A 17,191-nucleotide genomic window follows, 5' to 3' on the forward strand; every position below is an offset into this window, starting at 1 on the left:
TCATTTTTTGGTCACTTCAACAATGCCATTGTCTCCATCTACCTTGACCCAATCTCCTGTAGCGATAACTTTGGTCGGATCCTGATCCAAATCGGTGACGGCAGGGACTCTCGTCACTACTGCCCCAAGTGCGATCTTGGTCGTTGTCTCGTTAAAGACCATGGCCAGTGGTGCCACGTTGTTCAATCTCGCTTCATGGAATTGTCCGGACCATCCGGAAGAACCTTTTGCACCCTGATAAACCAACACTTTTCCTGCAAATTTTTCTCCTGCCAATTCATGCCGCAAGTCGATGATGGTTCCTTCCTTGGGATCGATCCCTCCCCAACCTGAAATAGTTTCCGTAGTGACCAGTGCTTCTCCTTCTACACAACCTCCTACGACTTTTCTACCGTGCAGTATGATTTTTCCCATTATAGTTTACCTCCCCATCGACCAGTGACGGCTGCATCCACGCATTCCTGTGTCGAACCATACCATGCTTCGATGCCTGTCATGTTGGGCAAATAATGTCCTTGCTTCGCAGAGTCTGTAGCCATGACCGTGGAACCCTCCGGCTTGAAACGGCCAAGTGCAGGACAACAATCTCTCATCAGAAGTCCGCCAAAGTCATTGATTATTTTTTCAAACCCGTTTCGGACGGCCAGATCTTTGATGGATTGAGCTGCAAATACCCAGAAATTCACACCATCTTTTACTTTTTTCCCTTCGATCATCTTGCACAAATTCCATATTTGATCAATAGAATAGTGAGGACATCCCAGCATGACAAAATCCACTTCCGTCTTTTTGCCGATGGAATTTAATATTTCGTAGGTTTCTTCCTTCTCTTTTTTGCCAAAAGTGATGAGCTCTCTAGGCTTGTTTTTTCCAAAAGCGTCCTGCAGGCTATTTGCTTCTGCTGTGATACCAGGAATATGATACATTTCGATGCCTCCTGCGGAAGCTGCAGCTGCTCCAAAATGTTTTATCATATCCATGGCAGGATTATGTTTGATGTTGTTGATGACAGGCACTTTATCCTGCACGATCTTACCAACGTAATATCCCAAGAGCCCCCAGTCTTTCGCTGTTTTAATGTCACATTCTACTTCCACCAAATGAGTCCCCAACCGATTCTCCGGAATATGATAACCCCAATATGGGATCTTACCTGTCAGCATGGCAGACGTTGTACTTTCTCTGCCTTCACAATTGGTTCTCGCTCCAAGTACGCTGTTGATGTATACAACGGCAGAAGATTCCATCCAGGCACAATGCTCCCCTTTTACAGGAACATTCCCCACCTGATACGGAGTGCATGTGCACATGAGCTGGATCCCCATGTTGGCCAGAAACTCCATGTTTTTCTGATAAAGATCATAATCTTCTTTTGTTTTGCCTGCCAAGTGATAGTAGTCCGGATCCATTGGTGTTTCAAACTGACAGGAACCTACTTTTACCTTCGGAAATTCAATGGCCGTATCGCTGTCGATGCTCAACTCGGAAAATACTTTGTTGAAACTTCCAAAACGTTCCATTTGAACTTTATCTGCAATCATGTAACCACCAACGTTGTTGGTGTCCACAAGCTTTTCAGCACCTAATGCTTCTCCGTAGCGGACCAACATCTCCATGGCCTTTTGAACAGCCAAACCTTCTTTTCCGTCTAGCATTGCTTTTTCATCGTCTCTTAAATACATGGTCTTCCTCCTCCATTTTAATTAATGGCTCCTAATACAAGTCTCGGCAACCACAAGGATAGTTCCGGGAAATATGTTACCAGGAACATCATGGGCAATGCCGCAAACAACAGGAACGGTACCAAGGGCTTCAACATGTCCTTCAATTCGACATCGCATATCTTACCCGCAATAAACAAGTTCATAGCCATTGGCGGTGTAATTGTTCCTACACCTACTGCAACAAACATCATGACACCCAACTGAACCTGGGTCAGTCCGATCAAGCTGGCAGTCGGCAGCAGCAAGGGTGTGAACACAAGCAACAGAACACCAACGTCCAGGAAGCAACCGGCAAAAATCAAAACGATATCGATGATCAACAAAATCACCAATCGATTCGTGGAAAAACCTGTTATAAACTCGGTGAGCATTGCTGGTACGTTGTTGACGACCAAGATCCTGGAAAACATCAAGGTCATGGGAAACATGATCAAAATGGATCCCAAAGAGTTTCCTGTATTTAAAAATGTTTTAAACACATCACGCAGTTTGATTTTTTTGTAGTAGGCAATTCCTACGATCAGTGCATAAAGACATCCAACAGCACCAGCTTCCGTAGCACTGAATATACCTGAATATATACCACCCATGATGATCACCGGCATAAGAAAGGCTGGAATGGAATCGATGACGATGGACAAGGATGATGTTTTCTTAACTGGTTCCATCAAAGCAGGATCATTCAATGAACTTTGTACCGTCTGCTTCTCCACAGATTCGGGTACCTTGTACCATTGCTTGTACGTCAAACGATTGATGATCAGATATAGAGCCAGCCAAATGATCCCCGGAATGACGGTTGCCAGAAACAAGGCTGCAACAGAAGCCGAAGAAACCGTAGTATAAATGATTGCATTCATATTCGGCGGAATCATGTACCCCAACGGACCTGCGGCTGCAATAAATGCGCTTAAATATCGTCGATCCCATCCAAGCTCTTCTAATCTCGGTGTCAACATGGTTCCCATGGTCGTAACCGTTGCCGTTCCAGATCCACTAAGAGCACCAAAGAAAGCGGAAACTACCGGTATGGTGGCGCCCATTCCACCTTTGAAACGGCGAAGCATCAATTCACCCAAATCGATGAGGGTCTTGGCAATACCGCTTTTTTCGATCAAGGTTCCTGCGATCATAAACAAAGGGATTGCCAATACACCGTGAGTGTGGGCGTTGAATGCCGTTGATACATAACCACCGGTGCTGGCGCCTGATAAAAATGCATAAAACAAAGATCCTGACAAAAAGCAAAATGGAACACTCATGCCCATGAAGATAAGTACAAGGATCAGTCCGGTTGAAATTAAGAGTTCCATTTGATTGCCTCCTTAAAGCTTTTGATCGTTAGCAAGATGTAATAAAAAGACATCATAAACGTACTGAAAACCAGAACGCTTTGGATCATCCAGAACGGGATTTGCAGTCCTGGAGTTACATCGCCATATTGACGACTGGTTGCCACAAATTTTACGCAAAGAACAAAAAATGATGATAATGCAACCGTGGTGATCAACCGTAAAACTGCTTCTATAAATTTATTGACTCTATCGTTTTTGATCACAAGATTCAACAGGTCGATCTTCACGTGTTGGTCCCTTCTAGCAACAAAGGGTGCTGCCAACCAAACAGAAATAATCATCAGGTATAATGGCAATTCTTCAAAGCCACCAATGGAAACATTTAAAACATATCTTGCAAATACTTGAACCAGAATAATTCCGGTCAGAGCAATCATTGCGATCCCGAGCAAGTTGCTAACAACCTGATAAAGCCGCTTTTCCAATCGCTCAAATATTTCTTTTGTTCGACTCAACAACATCGCCTCCTTTATAAATTTTCCCTCTTCACTAAATTTAGCAAAGAGGGAAAATAATTATTTGAATGCTACTCCAGACTTGCTATGGCATCCAGTACTCTTTGAACTGTCTCTTCCCCTATTTCTTCTGCAAAAGTTTCATCTAAAGATCGTGCGTAGTCGATCCAGGTAGCTCTTTCTTCGTCCGTCAGGTTATACACTTCTACGCCGTTGTTTTTCAACTCATCAATTGCTTTGCTCGTGTTAGCCGACTCCAACTCGTATTGAACTTCCATGGCTTCCCATGCTGCATCGGATACGATCTGCTTCAAATCGTCTGGCAGCTCATCCCATTTTTCCTGGCTGATGATGATGTTGGCACCCCAGGTCCACTGCCAGTTGATGTCGGAATAAAACTTTCCAACTTCGTAAAATTTCGAAGAGACAACAGATGTAGCAGCAAATTCCAATCCGTCTACAGCATTTGTCTGCAATCCGGTGTACACTTCACTGTAAGGCATGGGAGCTGCGTTGGAGATTCCAGCCCAAAATTGATGAACGATTGGATCTTCATATGTACGAACTTTCAAACCTTCCATATCGTCAACAGTTGCCACTCTTTTTTTCGTATTGAAGAATCCTCTAAACAGGGAAGCTCCTGAACTGACCAGGTGTCCTCCATTGTCCGCAACAAGTTCTTGTCCCAGCTTGTACAGCTCTCCATCTGGATTTGCAACCAACTCAAGCACTTGATCATAATCGCTCATGATATATGGCAGATTGAATACGCCAAATCTAGGATCGATGTTGGACATAGGCTGGCCATAAAATACTTCCAACTCTCCTCTTCGCATTTGATCGTACAATTCTCCGGAAGCACCCAAAACGGAATTGTAGAATGGGGTGATCACAATTCTTCCTTCACTTCGTTCATTTACCAAATCAATGAATGTCTGCATGGATTCACCAAATGCGTTGAAATCCGGTCTGGAAACCGGATCGTTGTAGATGGTGCCCATTTTCCATTCGTATACCTTGCCGTCGTCTCCTCCATCACCATTGTCGCCATCTCCAGAATCTCCTCCAGAGCACCCAGCAAAACCAATGATCAATGAAATCGTTACCATCAGTGCCAAAAACTTTTTCATTTTCATTCCATGTCCCCCTAAAAATATTTTTATAATAATCTGCTCTCGGCAGTTATTACTTATTTGACGTACAAACCATGTGCAATCGATGATATAATGTTAACTACCATGAAAACGATTGATATTTGTACTCGACTTGTTTCTTTTTTGTAATTCTATAGTATTTTATGGAATAAGAGAAATTGCTGATTCGACTAATATATATTCCATTTTGGAATATATTAAGAAAGGATGAAGAATATGATGGATTTTATGCAGATCAAATACTTCATACTGGTGGCCCAATACTCCAGCTTTTCCAAAGCTGCCAATGATGCCTATACGACCCAGTCCAACGTCAGCAAGCAAATCGCCCATCTGGAGGAAGAATTGGGTGTCAAACTTTTTGAAAGAAATACCCGTCAAGTCCAGTTAACTCCACAGGGTGCATATTTTTATAAAGAGATCAACCGCTTGCTCAATCATCTCGATGATATTGTCAAAAACGTTAAAACTATGGATGTGAACCGCAGTGGAACCTTAAAAGTCGGCCTACATGGTCAATTGGCCATGGATATCATCGCACCAGGCCTATTCTATCTGTTTCAAGACCGCTACCCGGATATCGATTTGCAGATCGTCAGCATGGGCTTTAAAAACTTGCGGGCAAACCTGCTCAACGAAACATTGGACGTGATCCTGACCTTTTCCTTCGAACAACAAAACAATAAGAGCATCAGCCATTTTGTCGTGTCCCGATCCACACCCAGGATCTATTACCTGAAAGAGCTATTCGAAGATCGAACCCCAATTTTTGAGGATTTTAAACAGATGCCCTTAGTCAGTTTGGATAATGAAGAATCAAAGCCGGCAATCGCTTACATTGATGAAATATGCAAGATCAATCAATTGGAATTCAAAAATCACATTCGCATCAACTCCATGGAAACCATGAAATTCTATCTGGAGTCCGGGCTCGGCGTTGCCATATTGGGTTGCAGCTATCAGATCGCCAACAGCAAGAAGTTAGGATATATCGACATTCCAAAAGTACCCTATTTGATCGGTACCGATGCCATCTGGGTCAAAAACAACATGAATCCTGCCCTTGAATTATTCGTTGATGTTCTCAAAGAATGCATTTGCGATAAAAACACTAAAGACCAATCTCTGTCTACGTAATCAAAAGAACCGTCCCTATTAACTCAAAGGAGTCCTTATGGAAACAAGAAAAATACTTTATAGCGATCAGGCCATCCAATTCGACCATGAAGCAAAACAACTTTATCTGACGGATTTGAAGAAATCCATTCCTTACAAGGATATTCAATCTTACCGTAAGATCGAGAAGAAGGGTTCCATGGGAAAAGGTGGTATCGCAAGAGCTTTTTCATCCACTATCTTTGGAGAACAAAATTTCATTGTTACTTCATTGTATTTGGAGATCCAGACAGAATCGGAAACATTTCACCTGGAATTCATCCAAACACCGCTGCGATCAAACTCGGTCATGGTCTCAAAAATACAAAAGAAAAACGATGAAGTTCTGGCGCAACTGAATGTTGCATGTCCCTCACTAGGCAATCCCGATCCTTCGGAAAACTCACCTTCCTACATCGACGAACTAAGAAAACTAAAAGAACTCTTGGATGAAGGGATCCTCACTGCCGAGGAATTCGATGAACAGAAAAAACATATTTTGAGTACCTCCAAAAAATAAAAAAAAGGTGGGGATCCCTAAGGCTTCCCCACTTTCTTCATCTTGTCATTGTTAGTTCTTCCGGTAAATCCGCTGTACCTTGTCCGTAATACTTGAAAACTTCTACAGCCTGGTCTACTTGTTCCTGGTCTAAAACTGCGACATCACCAACGGTCTTGGCTGCTATATACGTTTTTGCAGCCTCTTCCAAGTAAATGCTTGCGTAAAGCGCCTCTTTCAAGCTCTTTCCTATGGCAACAACGCCGTGATGTTTCAAAATGATCGCTAGACGATCTCCAATGGCTTCTACCGTGTCGATGCCCATGTCCAAACTTGCCGCAGAGCTATACTTTGCTACCTTTACCGATCCTTTGGTGGTGTTTGCCAAAGTAGTCAGCACACAAGGCAGTTCATCCTGCACAAGTCCCACAGCCGTTGCATAAGGCTGGTGGGTATGGACCACCGCATTGATTTCTGGCCGTTTTTTGAAGATATACAGCAATGCTTTTGTATCAACAGAAGGTTTTCTAGTTCCTTCCAACACATTTCCCTCCAAGTCCACGACTAGAACATCGTCAACCACCATTTCTTCGTAGATCATTCCGGAAGGAGTAACAAGAATGTCATTGTTGGGCATACGAACGCTTACATTTCCACCACTTAAAGCAATCAAGCCATAACGGTCCATGGTGATTCCTGCTTTGATCACTTCCCGCTTTTCATTTTCATACATGTTACGAAACCCCTCTTTCTATACCAGTTTTGCATCACTTTTGCAATCAACATCTTTAAAGAATGGGTCGATTTCATTTTCATCACTGACGACTTGATAGCAAGGCCGTACATTGAACATATTCTCTCGTCCCCGAAATTTCAAACTAATAGGGTGGATCTTCTTCTCAATCAAATACAGTTCGTCGATGAGCTCCTTTTGGTCCGAAAAATAATAATAGGAAACCCAGTATCTTCCCTTTTGTCCGGAATTGTCTTCCACTCGAATGTAAAACTGGGCATTGGCAAATTCTTTTATTTGAAATCTAGTCAAGTCTTCTAACTCATAGACTACTTCTCCAAAGGATATAAACCGAATCATGTTGTCATCGATTCGTATGGTTCCTGGATTGCTCTTCAAAAAAAATGTGTTTATTATACCATAAACAGCTACTACAGCCCCAAACAGGTACAACAACTGGGACGTATTCATGATAAAAAGTCCAGTCAACACTACTGCGATCAATATAAGAAAGTAACCTGTATAAACTACCTTGAATTGATACCTTTTTGGATCAAACTCATAAACTCGTTGCATTGGTCCATTCCTTTCCCATTAATCATCGTTTTAAGAAACAGCCGCTCGCTTTTTGACGAGCGGCTGTTGATTTTTAAGCAGCTATATCAGCACTTGCCATCTCGTTGGCTTCTTTTATAATTTTCTTTCTGTTATATACCGCCATTGCCACTCCTATTGCTGCAATGACACCGATTCCCAGCCAACCAAGCCCGGACATTCGGAAAAAGGCCCACGTCATCGGGTTGGATCCATCGCACAAGCTGGAGAAGTTTCCGGCCGCTGCATAAGATGCAGGGTCTGCTGCCACAGCGGCTTTAACAAACGTATCCACCATGTCCGTACCCATGTAAAGCATAATGATCAGCGTAAAGAATCCGGAAACCAAACTTCTCATGAAATCACCTTTTGCCGCCGGGATGAACAAAACAAACATCCAAGGAATAACAGCAAGGTCAGCAAATGGCAGCACTCGGTTGCCAGGCAGTAAAACAGCCAATAATATACTGACAGGTACCAAGATCAAAGCACTCGTCATACAGATCGGATGACCGATACCTACTGCAGAGTCCAAACCGATGTAGATCTTACCGCCACCTTTGATTCTCTTCTCAATAAATACTTGTGCTGCATCGGATACAGGGATCAATCCTTCCATCAATAATGCTGCCATTTTGGGGATCAACACCAAACAAGCCGCCAAGCTCATTCCAAGCGTTGTTACACCAAATACATCATATCCGGCAATGATTCCAATAACGATACCAAAAACCAAACCAATCAATATGGGTTCTCCGAAAACACCCAGTCTTCTTTGGATTTTTTCCATATCCACTTTTACATTGCTCAATCCAGGGATTTTGTCGATGATCCCACAGAAGAGATATGCAAATGGAACGAATGCGGTTGTAAAACCATGCGGTAAAGAAATACCGGGTAATCCATTGTATTTCTCCAACCCGGGTGCAGTCCAGTCTCCCAGGATCATAATGATGACCATGTTCAAAGCTGCCGCTGCAATACCCATCCAAATGCTTCCGGTATAACTCTGAACGATTGCTCCTGTAAATGCAAAATGCCAGTAATCCCAGATATCCACGTTGATGGTCTGTGTTGTTTTTGTCAGCAACATGACCACGTTGATCGTGATACCGATCGGAATGATAAAAGTTCCTACTTGAGAAGCAAAGGCGATTGCTGCCGATGCCACCCAACCAATGTCCACAGCGTCCAGTTTCAAGCCATATCTGGCTACCATTTCTTGAACTGCCGGTCCAAGACTGCCTCCAAGAAGACCTGTGACTAGGCCCAAACCTATGAAACCAACACCAACAGTCAAACCTGCACGCAAAGATTTACCAAAAGGTGCTCCTAGAGCCAAACCAAGAATCAACATGATGATAGGCATCATAACGGATGGGCCTAGATTAGAAATAAACTGAAAAAAACTTAAAATTACGTCAACCACTGTTTTTCCTCCTCCAACGTTTTTTTTAAATACACCTGGACGGATCCGATCCTGGTGTAGTGTAAACATAAGGAATACTACTTGTCTTCCGGCCAGAGAATTTCAATGACCTGATCTGCTACTTTGTCCATACCAACACCGGTAACCAGTGGTAGAGCATTGACGGTAGGTGTCGTTAAAAAACTGGGCACTGTCGTCGTGTGAACGATCACATCGAACCCACTATCTTTTGATGCCAGTTCCGCAATCTTGTATTGCGTTGTTTGATACTTGCCGGCATATCCACGTTTGTCCAACAATTCGGAAAGACGCTTCGTTGCCAATGTTGATGTTACAACTCCAGTACCGCATGAGATCAAGATTTTTTTGATTTTGTTGTTCGCCATGACAAACCTCCTTAAAATTTTTTATATTCAATCGATGTAAAAAAACTTGTCTATTCACAATTTATTCATTTACGATCGATCAAGAATATTTATCCAGCTCTGCCATTGAAATTTGAATTGCTAATGTGGTATAGTTGACCAGTATTCATATCAACTCAACGTCCAAATTTAGCGAGGTGAACCCATGATCACAGAATTTAAGAAAAGTCTTTTCCAGTATGTAATGATCTTGTTTGCATTAACAATCCTGGTCTTTGCATTGATCATTCCCGAAAGTGCGCCAGCAGGTGGATTGACCCCCATCACCAAACTGATCTTGTCGGTTTTTGCACTGTTGATCGCCCATACCATCGCCGCCATTTTTGCCACTAAAACGGGAAACAAGGAATTTCAATACTTGGGTCGCATCCTGATGGAAGAATGTAATGCCGGCCGTTTCTACTCCATGGCTGACCCCCTTTATAGAAAGGGCAGCCGACAATCCAATCTAGCCAAATATCTGTTGCTGGGCAATGCTGCATTGGCTGTAGGCGACTTCCAAAAACCCTTGAAACTACTGGAATCAGGCATTTCTGATTCCAACGTGGACTGGATCAGCGATGAAATGCGTCTAAACATGTGCGGCATCTTCAAGAATGCTTGTATCGCCATGATAGAGCAGGGTTCTCCAGAAGAAGCTATCAAGTCATATTCCCATTTGAAAAAACATGCAGACCTGATCAAAAACAATGCTCGCATGAAAGAACAGGCAACCGACATCACCAGGACGACCCGAGACTATATCGCTGTCTTTACGAAACCTTCTTTTGAAGACACGGACCATTTGGTTCATGCTTTTGAAACGGCTCCTACAAAGTACGACAAACTTTTTCTTGCCCACCTTCTGCAACGGTATTTTAGTAAGAAAGGAGATACGGACAACCATTTGATCTACCAACGATTTATTCACGACACGGACAATGATTTCTATTTCAGTGAGTGATCAAATCGATGACTGCCTTCGGCGTTTTACACTCCAGCAGTTGTTTCAAATGATTTTCATCCGCAAAATAACCTATCAGTTCTGGTAGTAGCTTGACGTTGTCGTCAAGCTTTTTCATTGTCATGCAGAGCACGATGGAAACATCCACATTCTGGGTGGGGTCTCCCATGTTTCGAAAAGTTACCGGTTTGTCCAAAATGGCGATGGTGACCGCCACTTCATTGATATGATCTGGATATGTATGAGGAATGGCTACGTTGATCTCGCCAATGGGTAGTCCTGTGGGAAACTCTTTTTCTCTTTGGATCAATGCATCGTAAAAGGTCTCTTTCACTATTTGCCGTTTACTCAGTTCATCGGATATAAAGCGCAAGACATCCGCTGATGTTTCTCCTTTTACATTCAAAAATACTAAGTCTTCACGAACTCTTTCTTTAAGCAATTCCATCGAGTTAACTCCTTACGTTGAATTTTTATTGAAGTCATAGGGCCGGATCAAAGCTCTCCAGTCACCTTTTTTTCAAAGTTTTCCATGATCTGCAACATCTCCTTGGATGTGGAAGCCTTATCCAACTCCTGAATAAATTCTCCAGTACCCAACATTTCCGTTAAATTGTACAAGCTTTTAGCGATGGCCTTACCATCCGTGATGCTGAAAGACAAGACATAACGAACTGGATCGTTCAAATCGTGATTGAAGGAAACTGGTTCTTTCAATCGAACCAAGCTGGCACCTGTTTTCAGTGCGCCTTTTTCTTTTTCTGCATGAGGTATGGCCAGGCCCGGATAAATAACCACGTAGGAATCCTTTTCAATGATCTGGATCATGGCTTCGATGTATTCTTCCGTAACCATATTCTCTCTTTTCATTAATTCGCCAGAGATCTGTACGGCATGTTGCCAGTTTTCCGCTTCAACATCCAGCGATATCCTGGAATCCGACAATAGGCCATATAGCTTTTCCATATCCTTTTTGCCGGGAACTTCGCGCAAATCTTCACTCATGTAATGATGGAAAGCATCTTTCAACTCCTGGATGGCATCCTCTTTGTAGTTGTTGTCAATGTACTTGTTGATGATGGATTCATATTGGGAAAAAAACGCTTTTTCATCAATGGGAAGCGGCTTTTGGGGATTGTTGATCCTTTTAAAGCGCTTGTCTTTTTCAATGGTGTTGATGATCTTGTGCAAGTTTACGATGTCCTCTTCCGTTGGAATGGGATGGACGTGTATGTATGGTTTTTCGCTGTTTTTCAAATATACTGTTGAAACGACCAGATCTATACTGTCCAACTCCATGTTTTCCAATTGATGAGATGATGTAATAGCTTCCACATTAAGTTTTGGAAAGATGGATTTTAACTTCGCCTTTAACAGCTGCACAGTGCCGCCGCCGGAATTGCAGACCAGGATCGCATGGACTCTGGTTTTTCCTATCAGGCTGTTTTCCAAAATAGCTAGAATGTACATGACGATAAAAGAGCTTTCGTCTTTAGAAATTTTCTTGTTCAGGTATCTTTCAACAGGTTCCAGCGCTTTCTCCACAATGGAAAAAATGTATGTGTTTTCTTCCAGTTCCTCCAAAAGTGGATTTGCCACCATGGTTTCATCCATAAGGCGGTTGATCATGAGTTTCATGTGATTGATCAACAAATCGAACAAGTCTGAGTTCAGGTGATATTGTATGTTCAACTCTTTGGAGATTTGGTAGACAAATTCAGTGATCAAAATCTGTATCTCCATGGAATCGATTTTTGTCCCAGAATCTTTCAAATAGCTTAGTGCGCATAAAATCTTGCACAGGTACTTCACTTCTTCATGAGATATTTCCAATTGCAGCTTTGCTGAAACGCGTCCACAAATCGTATTGGCAAAAGAATATTTGGAATTGTTTTCGATCGGTGTTTTGTTGACATCATCCAGAGATTTCCCATTTTCCAATCGGTTTACCATGACAACGAGATAGCTCAACACCCTGGAAAAGGAATACTCGGAAAGCAACACTTCCTCCGCAGCTTCACATTGGCTTAAAATGGTTTTCAATTCAGGATATCGCCCTTTTTTATCGACGCTGGCCAACAATAGCCGGCGGAAAATATTGAGTTCGTCTTCAAAAGGATCGCTTTCTTCCGTCATGCCGTTTAGGACCAACAGTTTCGTCATGGCACTTCGTATGGTGTTCTCATCCCCTTTGACCAGATAGCCACGGCGAGTTTGGGAATACAGCTCCAGGTTGTGGTCTTCAAACCAGTCTCGTACCGCATCGATGTCGGTCAACAAGGTATTTCGACTGACCAGTACGTAATCTGAAAGATGATAGGTAGTCAAGTAGGACGTGGCATTAAGTAGTTCCATCGCTAGGATCGTTCTTCTTTCGTTTTGGGACAACTTGTATGTCTGAAAAGAGTGAAACAGGGATAGGAGCTCGCTTGCGCTGGCTTCATCGTTTTCAAAAGTCAGCTCCCCTTGAGGATTGATGATGATCTGTGATTTGTCGTTGGCCAACAGACTATCATTTGCTTCCTTCAAATCATTTCGTATGGTTTGTTCCGATACGTTGAACAATTCTGCATATTCCGAGATGGAGTATCGCTTGTCATTGCTGATATCCGTAATGATAATATTGATTCTTCTGTTCACGCCATCTCCTCCTTGTTTTATTATAAAACTGCCGTGTTTTTATTAAAAGTCCAAATCATTCCAGCATGGAGTCAAGTCAATTGGGTCAATTGATATTTCCGTATCAAAAGAACGGTTCTTGTGGTCATGACCACGAGAACCGTCTTCGTTTCTATGTGTTTCACACTATTTCTTCCCCTTCAACCACAACTACCTCCGCCACCGCCAAAGCAGGCTCTACCCCCAATGCGTAATCAAAAGAACCGTCCCTTTGATTTCTCGGCTTTCGATTCACCCCATAGGCGCTGATGATAATGATCACCGACCCCAGCAACTGGAACACTCCGAAGTCCTCCTTCAAGATCAATACCCCTGCCAGGATGGAAACAATGGTGGTGATGTTGGAAAAGATGGTGGCCTGGACCACACTAAGATGGGTGGCCGCATAATTGAGCATCAGAAAAGCACCAACAGAGGAGGCCACCGCCAAAAAGGTGACGGAACCCCAAAAGACGGGATCTTTCATAGGTTCCAATACCGTCATCAGGGGCACGCCCCGGTTCTCCACCAGGGCAACTCCTGTAAAAACCACAAATCCCAGGGCAAACATCACATAGGTCCGCTCAAAGGAACCAAATTCCCTGGCCAGTTTCCGATTGAATATGTTGAAGAGGCCCGCAGAAAATACAGCTCCCATCAATAAAAAGAATCCGCCCCACTGAAAATCCACGTCCAACTGACCCGCCGTCGTGAAGAACACCCCCACTATAGAGAGCAATACGAAGAGCCCCTGGGTCAATCGGACTTTTTCTTTCAAGATCAGTCCACTCAAGATCAAACTGACCATGGGCACCATGGCGATCATGATGCCGGCAAAGGAAGCCGTCGACAGGCGCATCCCGAAGTTTTCAAAAATGAAGTACAGGATGGGTTGAAAGATCCCAAGTAGGAGCAGTCTCTTCACGTTTTTCCCTTTTAATCGAATGCGAAAGACGCCGAATGCCATCAGCAGGTTCAAGGTCAAAAAAGCCATGGAAAACCGTACCGCCAGCAGCACAAAGGGGGATACGACCCCCAGAGCAATTTTGGAGAACAAAAAACTGAACCCAAAAATGGAGTAAGCCATCAGGGCAAAAACCAGTGCCAATTTATTTTGTTTGTCTGTCGTCATGTCATTTTGTCCTTTCTTACAACTGCAAATAATGGTTTTCGGCATGATGAACTATTTGAAATTCATCATGCCGTTCCCCTGGTTCTTTTGATGCAATCAAAAGAACCGTCCCTTTTATTATTTCGATGCTTCGAAGTCGATGTAACCCAGGTACTCTACCCGATAATACATCAAGATCCTTCCAATCACATTTCCGTTTCCGTCGAAGCTCATCTTCACTTCCACCAGATCCCGCTCGTTGTCGATGACGGAAGCGTACAATTCATTTCCCCTGTATTTCAAATCTGTAAATGTGATATCGACATCATCAGTAACAAAGTTTCCTTTAATGCGAAGCTTGTCGGTCGTCAGTGTCAGCACAAAGGGATCGTTGCCTTTTTCCACCATGTCAAACATGCCGAATTCCGTAAATACTCCATTGTATTCTCCCGTGATTCCAACAGGTTGGACCGTCGTAGCTCCTTCGAATTCGCCAAACCCGCCTTCATCGCTTCCTCCACCACTTCCAGGGTCCGATCCTTGGGAGTCCGGTGGGCCGATTGGGTCTGCAGAGTCCGGATCTGTCGGGTCATCATCCGGTTTTGCCGGATCCTCCGGCATATCACCATCCACTACAAGCGGATCCTCTCCAGTTGCCGGATCATCTCCGTCTGCAGGTGTCGTCGGATCAGTATCTGCTTGATCCTCCCCTTGAGCGATGAGGATCTCTTCCTCCTTGTAAGCCGATTCAAAATTTTCAAGGGTGGAATTGATCATTCCGGGTATATACCCCAAGGCCAGGCCTTGGACGTAATTTTTGATGACATCGCCGCTGCTCTCTCCGATGGCGTTCTTCACCAGTGCATTGTTGATGGTCGTTTTGTTGTTGATGGTGACCAGCTTGTCCTTGACCTTGTTGCCGAAGTTGGAGAGTTGCTTGCCAGCCATCTCAAAAGTTTCATCGAAATACTGCTGGCTTTTTCCAATGGCGGAAACCGACTTATCATAAACAACATCAAGAACTGCCTTGCTTTTGGGGGATTTCCCGATGGTAGATACCAGCTTGTCGCCAAACTTGCCGACATTCTTGCTTATCACCTCTTTTAATTTTCCAACACTGACCAATGTCTTTTTCATGATGGTTCCCGTCAGCTCTGCCGTCGGTTTGGCAATCCTGCTGCCCAAAGACAAGGTCTTGTTGATGCCGGATTTGATAAACTTGCTGGCCGCATCGGCGCCTGCGGCTGTCGTCAAGGCCACGTCCACTGCCGCCTTGATAAAGTCGCCGGTTTTCGTCTTTGGATTGGCCATGGTGATCATGGCCTTGGCAGATCCGGTAAAGCACCCGACGGCAAATTTTGATCCTTCCTTGATCATCTTGGAAGTATTGCTGTCTTCTCCCAGCACATAGTCCGAGACGATGCCGATGCCGCCGTCCACGTACTTGTCGATCATCTTGATGGAATTTTCATAAACTTCCGCACCGGCTTCATTGTTGGCGATCCGACGTTTCTCCTCTACTAATACACGGGCCTTTTCTTCCGCAATGGTCTTTGCATCCACCCCTAAGTCGGATGCATAGGAATCAAACGCATAATTGTAGATCCGGTTGCTGGTCTTTTCCAGAATGGTCCCTGCAGTAGACAATACTTTCTTTTTTATTTTGCTGAAAAAACCTTCTTTTTTATTTTCTTTTACTGGAGCGATTTTTGTCAGTTCTTTGGCCTGCTCGTAATACAGCTTGGAACTGGTTCCATCGACACTTTCTGATGCCTGCACTGTTTTGGAACCGAAAAAGGCTTTTGAGAACAGGACTTGGTCATCCGATGCAGGTCCATGGTAGTGTAATGCCAGTTGGGAAGCCTCCATCAAACCGTACCCCTCCACCAGTTGTGCTCCATAGTAAAGACCCATTTCTTGATGGAAGACGTTGCTGTCTTTTGCCATGTCGATCATGTCCTGGGTTATGCCGTCTTTCAGCTCGATGGCATTAATTTTAGGAGATGCTTCCTCCGTAAAGTCCATCATCCCTTGCAGCAGGGACATGACCATGTAGGCATCCGCCTTCTCCAATTCCTTCAAGCCGGCAAAGATGGCGCCTACTTCATCTACGGTGCTTTGGATGGTAAACTCCTGTCCCTCCAATGACTCCAGATTCAATATCATATTTTCCATTTCCATCTTGGTTATGGAATCTCCAAAAGCCACCTTTTCGTACTCTTCAAACAGGATCACACCGTCACTGACCAGCCTAGTCGCAAACCGAGCTGCCCGGTCTCCCAGATCTGCACTTTTGTACACTTGCAGATACTTGTTCCAATCGTTGATATAATCATCTGTTTCGTTGGAATCGACGTACGCATTCAATTGTGCGGATAAAATAGATAGTTGAGTAAGTTCTTCTGCATATTCTTCCGAGAGTTGATCATAAAGATCCTGATAGGTTGGATCTGCTATAGCAGCTTTTTCATAGCTATCCAGAACTGTATATACTATATGATCCAAATGGGGCATCAATGCGATGTCCAGGTTTCCCTTGATCCGCGAGGACCGGATCAGCAGATCCTCCACTTTCCTGTCAAAAAGCTCAAAGTAACTTTGATCTTCGAAAAGATGTTGGATCTCCTCACTGATGTAGAAAGGACTGGCCGCCATGAAGTCACCAAGGGTATCTTCTCCGGCTTTTTCCAAATATTCCTCATCCGACATGCCTGAAATTCGCAACGTATCATTGTCCAGACTGTTGTAGCTCACGGATGAATTTTTCGGTGCACATCCTCCAACCACAAAGATCACTGCGACGATCCATACGATCATTTTGGACCAAGGTTTCATGGTCATCCCCCATTCCCATTTCAAATAAAACTTTATATCTTACAGTTTATCGTAAAAATTTCATGTGGACCAGTTTTATTGATGCTAATTTATGAAAATTGTTAAGACAAGGGGGCGTTTT

At 43.6% G+C, this 17,191-nt stretch carries 16 protein-coding genes; 3 read left to right on the top strand and 13 right to left on the bottom strand.

The window, feature by feature from the left end; genetic code table 11:
• From J0B03_RS04025 to J0B03_RS04045, 5 genes are all read right to left on the bottom strand, one after another.
• The gene (locus J0B03_RS04025) at nucleotides 1-414 is read right to left on the bottom strand and encodes an aconitase X swivel domain-containing protein (protein ID WP_207300577.1); all 414 of its coding nucleotides are present in this window, start codon (nucleotides 412-414) and stop codon (nucleotides 1-3) included.
• Nucleotides 414-1,682, bottom strand: coding sequence for an aconitase X (locus J0B03_RS04030; RefSeq protein ID WP_207300578.1), 1,269 nt, complete (start codon nucleotides 1,680-1,682; stop codon nucleotides 414-416). The genes J0B03_RS04025 and J0B03_RS04030 overlap by 1 nt, the downstream gene beginning before the upstream one ends.
• A gap of 17 nt (nucleotides 1,683-1,699) precedes the next feature.
• A complete protein-coding gene (locus J0B03_RS04035; protein ID WP_207300579.1) occupies nucleotides 1,700-3,037 on the bottom strand; it encodes a TRAP transporter large permease in 1,338 nt (445 codons plus the stop codon).
• Nucleotides 3,025-3,534, bottom strand: coding sequence for a TRAP transporter small permease (locus tag J0B03_RS04040; RefSeq protein WP_207300580.1), 510 nt, complete (start codon nucleotides 3,532-3,534; stop codon nucleotides 3,025-3,027). Before J0B03_RS04040 ends, J0B03_RS04035 begins: the two co-directional genes overlap by 13 nt.
• Before the next feature lie 71 nt (nucleotides 3,535-3,605).
• Nucleotides 3,606-4,670, bottom strand: coding sequence for a TRAP transporter substrate-binding protein (locus J0B03_RS04045; RefSeq protein ID WP_207300581.1), 1,065 nt, complete (start codon nucleotides 4,668-4,670; stop codon nucleotides 3,606-3,608).
• A gap of 234 nt (nucleotides 4,671-4,904) precedes the next feature.
• Between J0B03_RS04045 and J0B03_RS04050 the strand changes: the two genes are divergently transcribed.
• Together J0B03_RS04050 and J0B03_RS04055 are read left to right on the top strand one after the other, a co-directional pair.
• The gene (locus J0B03_RS04050; RefSeq protein WP_207300582.1) at nucleotides 4,905-5,825 is read left to right on the top strand and encodes a LysR family transcriptional regulator; all 921 of its coding nucleotides are present in this window, start codon (nucleotides 4,905-4,907) and stop codon (nucleotides 5,823-5,825) included.
• Between the two features lie 37 nt (nucleotides 5,826-5,862).
• On the top strand, nucleotides 5,863-6,363 hold the full coding sequence (locus J0B03_RS04055; protein ID WP_207300583.1) for an SHOCT domain-containing protein: 501 nt from the start codon (nucleotides 5,863-5,865) through the stop codon (nucleotides 6,361-6,363).
• A 37-nt stretch (nucleotides 6,364-6,400) separates the two neighbouring features.
• Here J0B03_RS04055 and J0B03_RS04060 read toward each other — a convergent pair whose 3' ends face one another.
• The 4 genes from J0B03_RS04060 to J0B03_RS04075 all read right to left on the bottom strand — a co-directional run bounded on the left by J0B03_RS04060 (nucleotide 6,401) and on the right by J0B03_RS04075 (nucleotide 9,484).
• Nucleotides 6,401-7,075, bottom strand: coding sequence for a class II aldolase/adducin family protein (locus J0B03_RS04060; protein WP_207300584.1), 675 nt, complete (start codon nucleotides 7,073-7,075; stop codon nucleotides 6,401-6,403).
• An 18-nt stretch (nucleotides 7,076-7,093) separates the two neighbouring features.
• Entirely contained in the window at nucleotides 7,094-7,651 is a 558-nt protein-coding gene (locus J0B03_RS04065; RefSeq protein ID WP_207300585.1) for a hypothetical protein, read from the bottom strand.
• Nucleotides 7,652-7,724: 73 nt separating this feature from the next.
• Entirely contained in the window at nucleotides 7,725-9,098 is a 1,374-nt protein-coding gene (locus J0B03_RS04070) for a PTS galactitol transporter subunit IIC (RefSeq protein ID WP_246798184.1), read from the bottom strand.
• A gap of 77 nt (nucleotides 9,099-9,175) precedes the next feature.
• Complete coding sequence (locus J0B03_RS04075) at nucleotides 9,176-9,484, bottom strand: PTS sugar transporter subunit IIB (protein ID WP_207300587.1); 309 nt, start codon at nucleotides 9,482-9,484, stop codon at nucleotides 9,176-9,178.
• 184 nt (nucleotides 9,485-9,668) lie between these two features.
• On the opposite strand from J0B03_RS04075, the gene J0B03_RS04080 reads away from it, so the two are divergent.
• Nucleotides 9,669-10,466 carry a hypothetical protein gene (locus tag J0B03_RS04080; RefSeq protein WP_207300588.1) on the top strand — a complete coding sequence of 266 codons (798 nt, stop codon included), beginning with the start codon at nucleotides 9,669-9,671 and terminating at the stop codon, nucleotides 10,464-10,466.
• Here J0B03_RS04080 and J0B03_RS04085 read toward each other — a convergent pair.
• The 4 genes from J0B03_RS04085 to J0B03_RS04100 form a co-directional block, all read right to left on the bottom strand.
• On the bottom strand, nucleotides 10,456-10,914 hold the full coding sequence (locus J0B03_RS04085; RefSeq protein ID WP_207300589.1) for a PTS sugar transporter subunit IIA: 459 nt from the start codon (nucleotides 10,912-10,914) through the stop codon (nucleotides 10,456-10,458). The two genes, J0B03_RS04080 and J0B03_RS04085, sit on opposite strands and share 11 nt — an antisense overlap.
• Before the next feature lie 47 nt (nucleotides 10,915-10,961).
• Complete coding sequence (locus J0B03_RS04090; RefSeq protein WP_207300590.1) at nucleotides 10,962-13,106, bottom strand: BglG family transcription antiterminator; 2,145 nt, start codon at nucleotides 13,104-13,106, stop codon at nucleotides 10,962-10,964.
• A gap of 160 nt (nucleotides 13,107-13,266) precedes the next feature.
• Entirely contained in the window at nucleotides 13,267-14,256 is a 990-nt protein-coding gene (locus J0B03_RS04095; RefSeq protein WP_207300591.1) for a DMT family transporter, read from the bottom strand.
• 117 nt (nucleotides 14,257-14,373) lie between these two features.
• Nucleotides 14,374-17,070, bottom strand: a complete 2,697-nt coding sequence (locus tag J0B03_RS04100; protein WP_207300592.1) for a hypothetical protein — start codon at nucleotides 17,068-17,070, stop codon at nucleotides 14,374-14,376.
• Nucleotides 17,071-17,191 lie beyond the last annotated feature (121 nt).

The organism is Alkalibacter rhizosphaerae, assembly GCF_017352215.1.
Lineage (GTDB): Bacteria > Bacillota > Clostridia > Eubacteriales > Alkalibacteraceae > Alkalibacter > Alkalibacter rhizosphaerae.